The 14,502-nt window shown below is 40.1% G+C and carries 10 protein-coding genes and 1 pseudogene; 3 read left to right on the top strand and 8 right to left on the bottom strand.

Going from position 1 to position 14,502, the window contains the following annotated elements; genetic code table 11:
* Positions 1–363: 363 nt before the first annotated feature.
* The gene (pal, locus tag ACJAT7_RS02090; protein ID WP_415225139.1) at positions 364–894 is read left to right on the top strand and encodes a peptidoglycan-associated lipoprotein Pal; all 531 of its coding nucleotides are present in this window, start codon (positions 364–366) and stop codon (positions 892–894) included.
* Positions 895–1,369: 475 nt separating this feature from the next.
* Here pal and ACJAT7_RS02085 read toward each other — a convergent pair.
* Positions 1,370–1,699, bottom strand: a pseudogene (locus ACJAT7_RS02085) (ATP-binding protein); the annotation flags it as partial.
* Between the two features lie 333 nt (positions 1,700–2,032).
* On the opposite strand from ACJAT7_RS02085, the gene ACJAT7_RS02080 reads away from it, so the two are divergent.
* Positions 2,033–4,336, top strand: a complete 2,304-nt coding sequence (locus tag ACJAT7_RS02080; RefSeq protein WP_415225138.1) for a hypothetical protein — start codon at positions 2,033–2,035, stop codon at positions 4,334–4,336.
* Positions 4,337–4,722: 386 nt separating this feature from the next.
* Here the strand turns inward: ACJAT7_RS02080 and ACJAT7_RS02075 are convergent, their stop codons facing one another.
* A complete protein-coding gene (locus ACJAT7_RS02075) occupies positions 4,723–7,215 on the bottom strand; it encodes an ABC transporter substrate binding protein (RefSeq protein ID WP_415225137.1) in 2,493 nt (830 codons plus the stop codon).
* 737 nt (positions 7,216–7,952) lie between these two features.
* Positions 7,953–8,498, bottom strand: coding sequence for a sugar O-acetyltransferase (locus ACJAT7_RS02070; protein WP_415225140.1), 546 nt, complete (start codon positions 8,496–8,498; stop codon positions 7,953–7,955).
* Positions 8,499–9,005: 507 nt separating this feature from the next.
* Here ACJAT7_RS02070 and ACJAT7_RS02065 point away from each other — a divergent pair.
* Complete coding sequence (locus tag ACJAT7_RS02065; protein ID WP_415225136.1) at positions 9,006–9,593, top strand: HD-GYP domain-containing protein; 588 nt, start codon at positions 9,006–9,008, stop codon at positions 9,591–9,593.
* Positions 9,594–9,792: 199 nt separating this feature from the next.
* Here ACJAT7_RS02065 and ychF read toward each other — a convergent pair whose 3' ends face one another.
* The 5 genes from ychF to ispE all read right to left on the bottom strand — a co-directional run bounded on the left by ychF (position 9,793) and on the right by ispE (position 14,288).
* Positions 9,793–10,884 carry a redox-regulated ATPase YchF gene (ychF, locus tag ACJAT7_RS02060; RefSeq protein ID WP_415225135.1) on the bottom strand — a complete coding sequence of 364 codons (1,092 nt, stop codon included), beginning with the start codon at positions 10,882–10,884 and terminating at the stop codon, positions 9,793–9,795.
* A gap of 55 nt (positions 10,885–10,939) precedes the next feature.
* Entirely contained in the window at positions 10,940–11,530 is a 591-nt protein-coding gene (gene pth, locus ACJAT7_RS02055) for an aminoacyl-tRNA hydrolase (RefSeq protein ID WP_415225134.1), read from the bottom strand.
* A 2-nt stretch (positions 11,531–11,532) separates the two neighbouring features.
* The gene (locus tag ACJAT7_RS02050; RefSeq protein ID WP_415225133.1) at positions 11,533–12,153 is read right to left on the bottom strand and encodes a 50S ribosomal protein L25/general stress protein Ctc; all 621 of its coding nucleotides are present in this window, start codon (positions 12,151–12,153) and stop codon (positions 11,533–11,535) included.
* A gap of 239 nt (positions 12,154–12,392) precedes the next feature.
* Positions 12,393–13,340, bottom strand: a complete 948-nt coding sequence (locus ACJAT7_RS02045; protein WP_415225132.1) for a ribose-phosphate pyrophosphokinase — start codon at positions 13,338–13,340, stop codon at positions 12,393–12,395.
* 93 nt (positions 13,341–13,433) lie between these two features.
* Complete coding sequence (ispE, locus tag ACJAT7_RS02040) at positions 13,434–14,288, bottom strand: 4-(cytidine 5'-diphospho)-2-C-methyl-D-erythritol kinase (RefSeq protein ID WP_415225131.1); 855 nt, start codon at positions 14,286–14,288, stop codon at positions 13,434–13,436.
* Positions 14,289–14,502: the final 214 nt, after the last annotated feature.

Here is a 14,502-nt window from a genome sequence, read left to right as displayed (position 1 = left end):
GCATATGGCTACACATTGGCGGTTTTTTGTTTAAAAAAACCAAAAAAATACGCGTAACCGATTGAATTAGAATGAAAATATAAAATTGGCACAATTATAGCTATGTAAACAGTATCGTCACTCAATAACGTGATTTTTTAACCTACTTTAATTCGGAGTTACATTATGAACAAAAGATTGACCCTTGTAGTTGATGCAAACCAAGGGACTGAAAAGCGCTATCTCACCTTTTAGTATGACTAATTAATGATGCTCAAGCTATTTCAATTCAGTAACATCAATTACTTAAGAGGCTGCGAATTTATCCAAATTATCAGCATCGCCTCCATTATAAAATATAATTAATAAAAATAAGGAAATAAAATGAACTTAAACATGATCGCAAAAGGTTTATTAATCGCGTTACCGATGCTTGCATTAGGCGCATGTAGCTCAACGACTCCGGTAGAGCCAGAAGTACAACCGGCTCCGGAAGTAGTCGCAAAAGCGCCGGTAGAAACAAAAGTTGTCGAACCTGTAAAGCAAATGACTGAAGAAGAGCTAATTGTTCAACAATATGGTTCTGCTATTTTAAATCATGTGATTCACTTTGAATTTAATAAATCAATGATTAAGCCTGAATTTACCCCGATATTACTTGCCCATGCCGCATATTTAAAAGATCACTCGGACAAATTGATCTTGATTGAAGGCCATGCGGATGAAAAAGGTACTCAGGAGTATAATATCGCACTGGGTGAACGTCGTGCCAAAACGGTTGCAGCTTCTTTAGAAGAAATGGGCGTCGCTACTAAGCAAATAAATACAGCCAGTTATGGTGAAGAAAAACCGATTAATTCTGAACATAACGAATCGGCCTGGAATAAAAACCGTCGTGTTGAATTGGTTTTTTAAGAGCTTAATAAAAAAAATTATGTGGTTATCCTGATAAACCCATTAATATGGGGTCACCCATTAGTAAGTTCTGGTTAAGCTGGTATGTAAGTTTCCTTGGTTGTTTTTAACCAAGTATTAAATCGCACATGAACCGCTAATTTATTGCTTATGAATACACACCTAAAAATCACAATGTTGGTGCTAATATCACCAGTCACCCATTTGCTTTTTTATTATGGGGAAGTAAGCGGTGTAGTCATGCAATTGTGTATGGCTACGGCCCTTGGCTTTATAAGCCTCAGTAATTATTTAGTGCCAAGGTTAATCCAGTTCTTTGCAGATTTTTCTGCAACTTAACAGATCTATGGCTCGGTTTTGTTCAAACCGTCCCACCCGTTATGGTTTTAACCAAGTATTAAATCATACATGAACAGCCAACATTGATTTATAGCCTTTGCTTTTTTGTCATCTATTAGCACTTGTCCGATCGGCGTCAATTAACTTGGCCGATATTTGAATTTAGTTTCATTGCTTGTTTTTTGCTATAGCTATCTCCTTGAAGCTGAAATATTTCAGAGTGATGTACAAGTCGATCAATTGCTGCAACAGTCATCATATTGTCACCAAATATACGATCCCATTTACTAAATGGTTGGTTGGAGGTAATGATCAAACTACTGCGTTCATAACGATCTGCAATCAGTTCAAAAAGTACCTGATTTTCACTGTCACTTTTCTTCACGTAACCAATATCATCCAAGTCATCTAAACTAACAAAATCAGACTCCTCTAGCTCAATAAAAATTGATCGAAGTTCATCCTGTTCAATTCTTGTGACTCTTCCTATTTCGTAAGGCCAGATATAACCAACCCAATGCGGCTACGGAAATTCCCGTCCATTTTCTTGCACTGCCCACCTGTCTTTTATTCTTTATAATTACGCCAACAGGAAGAAAGTAGTTAGAATAAAGGTAAAAAAAAGAGCGGGGAAATATATTTATAAACATCCAAAAATGAGATGTGAGTATCAATTATTCTCGCATATAACACAAAAACGTGATCTATATCTCCTTTATTTTGGTTTTTAAAAGGAAAGATCAAAACCACTGACTTATAATTTACTAACCAATGATGTTAAATGACAAGGAGAATGAAAATGAAAGTTATGCTGTTACACTCAATTAAGTTCAGCCTTTTAATACTGATATTGGTCTTGGGAGGTTGTCAGAAAAGTAAGACTACTGTTGTAGATGGACAACTTGACGACCCTGTTGTGGTTGTTGTGGATGTGCCACTTGACAGCCGTATTCTTCCTAGTGCCGCATCTTTCCTAGCGGCAGCCAGCGGTAAGGAAAATGAAATTACCGTGGATAATTTGGTTTTTGTCAACTCAGTCCTGGGTATCAATAAGGTGCAGGGGACACCGAAGGGTCTCTATGGAGATCTCTGGGTTCTATTACGTGATGAATACGGACTCCCCATTCTTGATGAAAATGGTTGTGAACAACCTATCGCAAGTGAACCAATAGCAGTACTTGACGATCAAGACGCGCCTGTCTTGGACGCAGAGGAAAATCCTATCTTTACTAACATTGTCCCTATGGTAGCTGGAGAATGTGAAGTAGATCCCGAGTTTGAAGGCTACACCATGGAAGTGGAGATCGGGCGGATGAATGTAGTGCGCAGTTCAGCCAATAACCCCGATGTTTTAGCCCGCTCCTTGGCTGAAGCCATCAAAAACATTAACGCTGCTGATTCAATTTCCCTTGACCTGTCGGGTCGCCTGGTACTTACCTCTAATACCGATATTTTGGATGAGCTAACCGGGTTAACTACCACCCTCAGCGAAGACCATACCATCGATTCACCACTGGAGAACTTAGCCTTGTACATGGCTTTGATAACTGAGGGGCGTATTGCTGGCTACGGAATAGAAGCTACGGGAGAGGAAGGGGAAATTATCCCGGCACCTTGGCTTGAAATTAGATCTGATCTTCCCATGGGAGACCTGACCTACCTGCGTGACGGAACCCTTGGACGTGACAAAGGGATTGATCTGTATAATAACTACGCTGATTTTTCAACCGTAATCCATAATAGTAAAAAGCGTTATCACAAGACAAGTATCGATTTTGTCCAGTATAATCTCGACTATGATGCAGAGGATATGAATTCTCCAGTCTACTTCGACGATACTGCCGATATTTGGGAGCGGGTGCTTGATAGCGAGTCTTTCTCTGGAACTAACATAGTAGCCTTCGCCAAGTTGGCCGATGATGCGCGTAAAGTTATCACCTTTATGCATAATATCATTCAGGATCTTCCCGTTGAAAATACCATCGTTTCATTGCCTGCCGTTGCAGACTTCACGCCTTCAGGTGACGGTGATCCGCTCAATGATCCGCGTGTGTTAGACAGTGCCGCCTCTTTTCTGGCAGCAGCTATGAGCAAGGAAGTCCCGTTAACTGTTGATGCGGTGATTTTTGTTAATAATGTTCTCGGCATTAATGAGCTGGGCGATATAGCACAAGTGGATCTTTTCGGTGATCTTTGGATACTACACCGTGATGAAAATGGGGTCCCTTTACTCGATTTGAACAATTGTGTAAAACCCGTTGCTTCTGAAGATATTCTTGTTGTTGATGAAGATGGGAATCCGGTTCTTGATGGTGATAATTTTACCTATACCGATATTGTTCCTATGGTCGTAGAAGAATATATGGATGGACTTAGTAAATGTGCTGTGGAAGCCGGTTATGAAGAATACGTACAGGAGGTCGAATTGGGTCGTTTGAATCTCGTTCGTACCGCTATGACCAATCCTAACGTACTCAATAGACAGCTTGTCGAAGCGATCAACGATCTCAACACTGCCACCATGCTTAAACGAGATCTTGGTGGACGCCTTATCTACAGTGTACCTGTTAAGGATGAGGATGGGGTTGATATAACAATGGACAAAACCATCGATTCACCATTGCAGAATCTGGCTCTTTATGGGGCACTGATGAAATGGGGAAGCCTGGAGGGCACCGTTACGATCAAGGGCGAAGGAGAAGAGGAAGAGGTCAATATTGTGATCAGTGATACGCTCAATATTGATGATCAAGGTTTGGGTTATTTGAAAAGGGGCGGTGTTTTTGGTAACAACGGTATCCGTCTAAAAAATGGCTATGCAGACTTTGGCGGTTACGGGCATAACACCCAAGGTGAGTATGAAGGGCTCTATGTTGATTACGTCCAGTGGCACGATTCAAGCGAAGCAGATTTCAGCTTTACTTATACCGATGAGACGCAATACATTTGGGATCGTGTACTCAAGGATAGTGACACTAGCGGTGATGGAGAAGATGGAAAAGATATCAATACTAGCAATTTAGCAGCTTTCACTGAGCATGCTGATGACGCTCGTAAAGTGATAGTTTTCACTCACAATATCATTCAGGATATGCCTGAATAGGTGTAATAACACTGCCCCCTGAGCATAGGGGGCAGTTTTTCAGCCCCCATGAAATATCAATACACTTTACTCAATGCGGGCAAATACAGGGCAGGTCAGTAATCTTGAATTGTTTAAAAGACTAATTTCAATGCGATCTATTAGAATACCAAACCAATGCGGCTACGGAAATTCCCATCAAAGGCGAAAAACCAACAAAAAAGTTAAACTAAACTGGCCAAACGAAAGCTTAGAAGATGTGGGCGCGGGAACGATAAATAAGGATTTCTCATACGACACGGATAATAAATTAACTATTAAAATTTACAAACTGAGTGTTCCGCTAGGAGTTGAGCAGAATCGTTGCCATAAATGAATAAAGACTGAATGGATATCTATAACGATTATTATTTGGGTGTGCATTTTTTTCGTTTCTGTTTGTTTTTGTACATCATGTTATCAGCCGTCTCTAGCAGTATCGTAACGGAAACAGGTTTCATTGGATCAAATTCACAGCAACCACAGCTTATTCCAGTATGTAATGAGAGGCCATGTTGTTTAAGTTGTAAGTGCAGTTCTTTTTCTGCGCGTTTGAATAAAGCGGTTCCTTGACTGCTTGTACAATGTTTTAAAATTGCAATAAATTCATCCCCACCAACCCGGCAAAACAGATCCCCCCCCCTTATCTGGGAACGAATTGAATCTACCGCCAGCAGGATATATTTATCTCCATTTTTATGGCCAAAAGTATCATTTATCATTTTTAGATTGTCCAGATCTAAATAACAGAGTGTAAATAATTCATTTGTAGCGATAGCGGAGGTGATAATTTCATTAACAGAATTATTAAAGTGATCTAGATTGTTGACCCCGGTCATAGGATCTGTTTTTGTTTTAACCGAAAGTTCTTTCTGTTTTTTTGTCTGTAGAGTTATCTTTATGCCCATGATAAGAACAATAATACCAAGTACCCAGAGTGTAATGTAAATCGTGTTTCGGTATTTATCAAAAAAACTTTCAGGTTTATTCAATATTGTAACTCCAGCAGGCAGTGACTCAATATTCAGATCGAAACTTAGCGCTCTGGTAAAGTCTATAACACTAGCAACAGGGCTTTTCTCTACGATGGGAATAGAGCTTACTTTCTCACCATTAAGTACTCGTTGCGCAAGAATACCGGCTGTTTTTCCTTGATCCCAGCCTCTGGTAATAACACCGCCTAAAATACCATGATCAAGATAAAAGTCCCAAAACCCGAAGAGGGGTCTAACAGAATGAGAGGATATAAGTTGAGCACTTTCTTGATATGAAAACCTGTGATTATTTTTATCTATATTAAATGACATGAGCAGAATAACTGTTTTGTTATCAAGTTCAGCGACTTTTTGTTGCAGCTGCTGCATTGATAGCGAGCCTGAATGTTTTATATTGATCGTTTTGGGAAGCTTAGCGACCACTTCATCAAAGCGTTGATGATTCGCTATTCCAGTCGTTGTTGTATCATTAATGACATAGATGGTTTCAGTCTTAGGAAAAAGCGATAGGCCCATTTTTAAGGTTCCTAGAATATCGTAAGATTCCATTACACCTGTAATATTACGGCTGGTCATGTTTTGAGGATCCTGCAGATAATTGACTCCGCAGAATACCACTGGAATATTTTTAAAAAAGTGGTCCTTCAGTCGCATCATAAAATTAAAGGCATTGTCATCGGAAACGATAATCAGATCGAGATCTTGCTGGCCATATTTGAGTTTCAGTAGTTGTGTTAGAGAATAAAGGTATGCTTTATCGGTAAATCGTTTGCTATCCATAAACTCAGTAAATGAGTTAATCATGAACTCTGAATCATGCAGTATATTTTCCAGGCCGTTCATAATAGCCTTTGTCCATGGGTTATCTGCTGAATACGAATGTAGGATAAGGATATTTTTCTGATCGGCATAGGTGATGTTTTTTACTATTGCGTCTTGAGGTAGTTTTTCAATGGGCAGATTAAAATGTTTTATCTGTTTGTAATCAAACAATAATCTATTGACTCCGCGAGTGACTATCTCTATATCAGAGGGAGCGGCTCCCATTAATATTTTGGTCGCCATCTCCGCAACAGTCTCTCCCTGACGAAAACCTGAGGTGAGAACACCTCCCGTTATGCCGTAGTTAAAATAAAAATCCCAGATCGAATAGATAGGCACTGAGGAGGCTGCACTTAAAAGTGAAGCCGTCAACTCTGGATCATAATATACCCCTTGACCATCACGCAAATAAGCAAGCAGAAGAATAATTGTATCAGGTGAGAGCTGCTTTATGGAATCAGCCAGTTCTGTTAATGGCTGATCCTCAAGTATTTCAATTTTAAGATCTTTATTGAGTGTAGGTAATACTTTGTCAAATTCCTCAGCAACATATCTGCCAGTGGCTGTCTGATCATTTATAACGACAATCTTGCGAGTATTCGGTTGCAGATGCAATGCGATATCTAGCGTGGCTTTGATATCTGCAAACTCGAGCACACCGGTAAAATCTGACTTTTTCTGGAATTTTTTAATATCGAGCGCATTGGCGCCACAAAATACGACGGGGATCCCTGGGAAAAGAGTTTCACCTGAACGCAGTAAAAAATCTATCGCATGATCATCAGTGGCAATAATTAAATCAAACTGCCGTTCTTTGAACTTTTCCAGATAAAGCGTTAAAAGCTTGTTGAAATATGCCGGAGAACTGTTTCTTTTGGTGTCCATATATTCAATATGGATATTCGCTTTAGGAAAGGGAAGTGAAAGCGTGCTCTCAATTCCACTTATGATTTGATCCGACCATTCATATCCTTTATGGTACGAATTCAGAACAAGAATTGTTTGCTCTTCTCCACTTTTCTCGCCATAGCATACGGGAACCATTATCAGATTTATCATAAAGCAAAAGATAATGAGCAGATATCGAATCATGTAGCAATTTTCCTAGTTAAAACTAATGTTAAGTTAGCTGTTTTGAATGGCAATAACTGGTTGTTGCTCAATCAAACTTGTTGTTATTAATCTAGATTATATACTGATCTCATTTGCTATTAGTTATTTATGCATTCTTAGCAAGCATGCTAATTTTAATCCGGAAATATTTATAGCTAGAATTAACAAAACTTGCAGCGGAGTATCGGGCAGATCCTTCTTTAAATGTTAATGTTCTTTCCACCGGAACTCTAAACTCATCATCCGCCTGGCACATCAATGGGAATCTTTAATTTTGAAAAGACTAATTTCATTAGCAATTCAAACTATTAGAATACCAAACCAATGCGACTACGGAAATTCCCATCCATTTTTCTTGTGATGAACAACCGCTTTAGCGCCATGAAACATGGCGCTAATTGAATGGCAGGGAATGATTATGAGCGGGATAGGCTTCGGTATACGGCTTTTCTTTTGCTTACTTTTCTTTGGCTGTTTAAAGAGCATGACTCCCTCGAACTGCAAAACGGCGTTTCGGTTTCTCATCGTCTACACACCGTCAATGGCGAAACTCCAACAAGCAAACGCTCACAAGCGAAAGCTTACGATAACCCGATGCGGCATCCACATTACCACGCAGAGTGTGGGCACTAGAAATTGGCTAAGTGAAACCTCCGGTTACTTACTGCTTAATTCAGACGTTTAATCAATTTAGCGGGTTGTCCTCCCACCATAGTATCGGGTGCAACATCTTTAGTCACCACAGAGCCTGCGGCCACAACTGAGCGCGGACCAATGGTGACGCCCTGGCAAATGACGACATTGCCGCCAATCCAGACATCATCTTCGATGGTAATCGGCAAACATATTGTTTCCCACTCTCTGCGTCTGCGATAATCAATGGGGTGAGAAACGGTGTAAAACTGTGCATTTGGACCAATTAATACATGATTGCCGATAGTGATTGGCGCATTATCTAACATGGTAGCGCCCATATTGATAAAGCTCGATGAACCTATCGAAATAGTTTTACCGTATTCGCAGCGAAAAGGAGGATAGATAAAGCTAGTTTCAGTCATGCTTTTTAATAATCGTTTAAAAAGAGGTTTAACTTTAGTGAATTGGCATTGGTTAATTTCTTGCAATAAGTTGAATGTGGTTTCTTTAAGTGCAGTTAATTCAGGGCCAAAATCATCGTAATCCAAGCCCAGTTGCATCTTTTCAAATTCAGTCATTTTTTCAAGTTGAGTCATAGCTAATTACCTTATCGTCAGGTTTATCTGTTGCTTGTAACTTATTCTACATGAAGGATATTATTATCCAAACAGATGCTTTGCGTTAAAATTATGCAGGATAGTGGTTTGCTTTTAGCTCTGTGGCATCTTATAAGCTCTGGATAACGATTGCTGGCGAACTGTGCTCTGCTTTATTTTTTGTTGCCACGCTCTGCACTGTGATTGTTAATAGCGCATCGGTTATTGATAGCTTTCGTTTGTGACGGCAGCTTTAACTTCCACTGTTAGAGATCGGCCCTTGGCTGCGCGTAGATGATGATAAAATGAAACGCAGTTTTTCAGCTCTAATGAGTAAGGGGCTCTGATACTAAGAGCTTTGATTCTCGTGGTTCTCTGCTTTTGGCGCTTTGCGATACTTTGACAGAGTAGATATTGCTATTCGATATTGGTTGGTGTATTAGTTACTTCAACCTGACTTAAAAAGTAGTCATAACTACGGAGCGGTGCATGGATAAGAAACAGCTCGATTATCAACATGAAGCATTGACATGTGCTTTAAAACACCGAGATCTTTATACACAACTTCACTCGCAGCGAGTAATTGCGCTATCTGAAGCCCTAGGAACTGCCTGTCAATTATCAGCAACTGAAATTGATATTCTTAAGATAAGCGCCTCTTTGCATGATATTGGCAAGATTGGTACCCCAGATCAAATACTCTTAAAAGCGGGTAAATTGGATCCTGAGCAGTGGCTGATAATGAAAAGCCATTCACAGATGGGTGAGGATATTATTAAAAAATTAGATATAAAAAACACACAGACCATTGCTAATATCGTGCGCCATCATCATGAACATTACGATGGTCAAGGTTACCCTGATCAATTAGCCGGGGAGCAGATACCTCTGTTGTCCCGTATTATTTCCGTGGCCGACAGTTACGATGCGATTACAGAATCACGTCCCTATCATCAGGCAAAAACACACCAGCGAGCGATGCAAATATTACATGGAGAAAAAGGTACAAAACTTGATCCAAAGTTAGTTGAGCTGTTTACTCTGCTTATTGAAACGAGTCAATATAAAGCGCAGTAGAAAACCACTTTATCTTATTTCTATGAGAAAGCATTACACCTAGCACGGTAAAACTGCGTTTAGGTTTTTCATCATCTATATTTGTATATTTCGAGAAAAGGGTACAGATCTGTCCTGCTTTAAACTAACAACAAGATCCAAAAAGGCAACCTGAGTTGCCTTTTTGTCGAGAGTGCGAAGGTTTAAACGGAGTTAAACGTTAAACGTTAAAGCGGAAGTGGATAACATCACCGTCTTTAGTGATATAGTTTTTCCCTTCTAAGCGCCATTTCCCCGCTTCTTTTGCGCCAGCTTCACCTTTACATGCGATGAAATCATCATAGCTGATTACTTCTGCACGGATGAAGCCCCGCTCAAAATCAGTATGGATAACGCCCGCTGCCTGTGGTGCTGTCGCGCCGACTTTAACCGTCCAGGCACGTACTTCTTTAACACCCGCTGTAAAGTAGGTTTGTAAATGCAGTAATTGATAGCCGCTATTGATCACGCGGTTTAAGCCTGCTTCTTCCTGACCTATCCCATCGAGAAACTCTTTTTTATCTTCTTCATCAAGCTCAGCGATTTCAGACTCGATTGCAGCACAAACTGGCACTACCACTGAACCTTCTTTTTCTGCTATTTCACGTACAATATCTAAATATTCATTATCTTCAAAACCATCTTCACTAACATTGGCAATATACATGGTCGGTTTGCCTGTCAGGAAGTTAAGGTAGGCAACCGCGGCTTTTTCTTCCACAGTTAATTCAAGGCCGCGCACTAAACCGTCCGCTTCAAGATGCGCTTTTATTTTTTCCAATATAGGCATTTCAAATTTAGCATCTTTGTCGCCGCCTTTGGCTTTTTTGGTGATACGTAAAAGGATGCGATCACAACTCTCTAAGTCGGCCAATGCCAGTTCGGTATTGATAATATCAATATCGTCTTTAGGGTCTATTTTACCCGATACATGAACAATATTGTCATCTTGGAAGCAGCGCACAACGTGGCCTATTGCATCTGTTTCACGAATATTAGCAAGAAACTTATTACCCAGTCCTTCACCTTTAGAAGCACCTTCAACTAAACCTGCAATATCAACAAATTCCATTGTTGTTGGTAAAACACGTTGCGGATTAACAATTTCAGCTAATCTATCTAGGCGATGATCCGGTACCGGCACAATACCCGTATTAGGCTCAATCGTACAAAATGGAAAGTTAGCAGCTTCAATGCCCGCTTTTGTTAACGCGTTAAATAATGTTGATTTACCAACATTGGGTAAACCTACTATGCCACATTTGAAACCCATGATTAATGTCCTATTTTGTTAGTTATTTGTGTTAATTGTGGGGGGAAGCGAATTATTATTCCGCTTTAAAACTATGCAGGCGATTCATCGCTTTAGCCAGCCCCTCTTGCCCCAAAATATGAGTGCAGTGTGCTGCCTCATCAATACTTTGGTCAATTAGATTTTGTTCGCTCTTTGGCGCTTTGCCGAGCACATAGCTGCTGACTCTATTTCTGTCACCGGGGTGGCCAATGCCAATCCGCAGACGATAGAAATTTTTATTATTGCCAAGTTTAGCGATAATATCTTTTAAACCATTATGTCCACCATGACCACCACCCAATTTAAACTTCGCAATACCGGGAGGCAGATCTAACTCGTCGTGGGCGACAAGGATCTCTTCAGGTTTAATGCGATAAAAATTCGCCATCGCAGCAACAGATTTGCCACTCAGATTCATAAAGGTAGTGGGAACAAGAAGTCGTAGTTCATTACCCGCAAATTGAATTCGTCCAGTAAGGCCGTAAAACTTTGCTTCAGCTTTAAGCTGGATATTTTCTTGAGAGGTGAGTTGGTTTAAATACCATTGGCCGGCATTGTGTCTGGTTTGCGCATATTCTGGGCCTGGATTAGCCAGGCCCACAAGCAATTTAATCGTTGTTGACACGATTATTCAGCAGCAGCTGCTGCTTCTGCTTCTTCTTCTTCTACTGCAGCTGTTTTAGATAGTATAATTGAAACTAATGGAAGGTCATGTTCTTCACCTTTATTTAGTTCAACAGACTCAACACCAGTAGGAAGCACTAGATCAGAAAGGTGTAATATCTCACCGATTTCCATTTTGCTGATATCAACTTCAACAAATGAAGGTAAATCTGCAGGTAGACATAATACTTCAACTTCGTTAACAGTGCGATAAACTACGCCGCCATTTTTAACAGCTTCCGTAATCTCTTCATTGATAAAGTGAATTGGCACAGTTGTTTGAATTGTTTGAGTTGCATCAACACGAAGTAAATCTAAATGTTGAATTTGCTCTTTAAATGCGTGACGTTGTATCGCTTTAAGTAAAACTTGCTCAGCAACACCATCAATTTCTAAGCTTAGAATTGAAGAGTAAAAAGCTTCAATAGTTTCAGTCTTACGAAGTTCTTTTTGCTTAAAAGTGATTGATACTGGCTCTTTGCCTGCACCGTAAACGATTGCAGGAACTAGCTCAGCATGACGCAGGCGGCGGCTCGAACCTTTCCCTAAGTCAGTACGTGTAGTTGCGCTTAATTTAATAGACATGGTTTAACTCCATTGGTGAGGCCACTTTTATTAGTGCCTCAAATTTAAAATAGGTTTTATCTTGCGACCAGACAAAACCACCTTATCTCTCTCATCTTGATGGGAGGAATAAAAAGGCGCGCCATAATAACCTAGGGAAAGAATTTTGTACAACATTAAAACGAATTTCAATCCATAAAAAAACACCTGATTGCACCGCAATCAGGTGTTTTTTAAATTCATTAAGCTAGACGGCTTAATTAATAATGGAACATTGCAGAAATTGATTCTTCGTTGCTTACACGACGAATTGCTTCAGCGAGCATGCCACTTAATGTTAACTGCTTAACTTTACCTGTCGCAATAATTTCTGCTGAAAGCGGAATTGAGTCAGTAACAATGAATTCATCAATGACAGAGTTTTTGATGTTTTCAGCGGCTTTTCCTGAGAATACGGCATGTGTAGCATAAGCGTAAACAGACGTTGCACCACGTTCTTTAAGTGCTAAGGCTGCTTGGCATAATGTACCACCAGTATCTATCATATCATCAACGATAATACAGTTACGGCCTTCAACATCACCGATTAGGTGCATTACTTGTGCAACGTTTGCTTTTGGACGACGTTTATCAATAATAGCAAGATCGGCATCATCGAGTAATTTAGCATGTGCACGTGCACGAACAACACCGCCAATATCAGGAGAAACAATCATTGGGTTATCCAGTTTCTTCTCTAACATATCTTCAAGAAGAACCGAACTGCCAAATACATTATCAACCGGCACATCAAAGAACCCTTGAATTTGTTCTGCATGTAGATCAACCGTTAATACACGGTCTACACCGACATTTGATAAGAAATCTGCAACCACTTTTGCGGTGATTGGTACACGACTAGAGCGAACTCGACGATCTTGACGGGCATAACCAAAGTAAGGAATAACAGCAGTAATACGTCCCGCAGATGCACGACGAAGTGCGTCAATCATTACTATTAGTTCCATCAAATTATCGTTCGTTGGGGCGCAAGTCGATTGAATGATGAAAATATCATCGCCACGTACGTTCTCGTTAATTTGTACGTGAATCTCTCCATCACTAAAGCGACCAACATCTGCGCTTCCTAATTTAATGAAAAGACGATCTGCAACTTTCTGGGCTAGATCGGGTGTCGCGTTACCTGCAAATAGTTTCATATTTGGCACTGTGAGGACCTCTGTCATCCTGTTGGGTTTGTGTTAAGAAGCAACATGCTAATTAACATTTGTTATTGATTATGGATAACAACCAATAACATTTTAATCTAGAGTGGATAATAATTCATTGAGTGGCGAATTATTTGATCCTTGTGCGATAAAAGCATGTAACCACTCAGGGGCTTTATCTAATACAACTTGAGCATCATGAATACTGTTAAATGTGCTAAAAACACATGCGCCAGTTCCGGTCAGTCGAGTCGGTGCGTATTCTATCAACCAGTCCATTACCTTGGCAACCTTAGGATAGTTATTTTTTACACAGGGCTGGCAATCATTTAGCCAATTTTGACTCATTAACTGCTGGTGATCTTGCTTTGCACTGTTGCGTATAAGGTCTGCTGATTTAAATATCAGAGCCGTCGAAATAGGACAGTGGGGTATTGCCACAAGATAACTGTTTTCAATAGGGTTAGCGGGGCTTAATAATTCGCCGACACCTTCTGCAATCGCCGCTTTTCCAAATATAAACACAGGCACATCCGCACCCAATTCAAGCCCCAATTTAGCTAGTTTTTGTGCGGATAAATTGAGGTTCCAATGATAATTTAATGCGACTAAGGTTGTTGCTGCATCTGATGAACCTCCACCCAATCCACCCCCTAGGGGTAAATTTTTCTCTATCTTAATCGACGCTCCTGCATTTTCAGGCGCTATTTTCTTCAATAGCATGGCTGCCTTATAGATAAGATTGTCCGTTAATGGCACTCCTTCAATATTATCAGAAAGGGTTATTTCCCCGGAAAGATTAGGTGTGATAGTTAAATAATCACAGATATCGATAAATTGAAATAGCGTTTGCAGTTCATGATAGCCATCTTTACGTTGACCGTTTATATATAAAAATAGATTGAGTTTAGCGGGGGCTGGCCAGCGGATAGTCTCTGTTTTAATCATGCTTTATCTCTTTATCAATACATAAGCGTGAGGGCGTCTTGGTAATAGTAATGGCTTATGCTTTTTAAATACAGCGTTTATCTGTTCTTTTGTTTGCAACAAAATCTATCCGCTTGATGGCTGGCGTTCCAAGCAGATAGATTTTTCAGTCCTCTTGAATGCAATAATAAAACTAGCTCGTATTTCTTGGTTGAAGAGTGTCACCACAGTTCCT

The organism is Psychromonas sp., assembly GCF_047632995.1.
Classification (GTDB): Bacteria; Pseudomonadota; Gammaproteobacteria; order Enterobacterales; family Psychromonadaceae; genus Psychromonas.
Note: the sequence above shows the minus strand (reverse complement) of the source record. Positions and strands in the feature narration are given on the sequence as shown.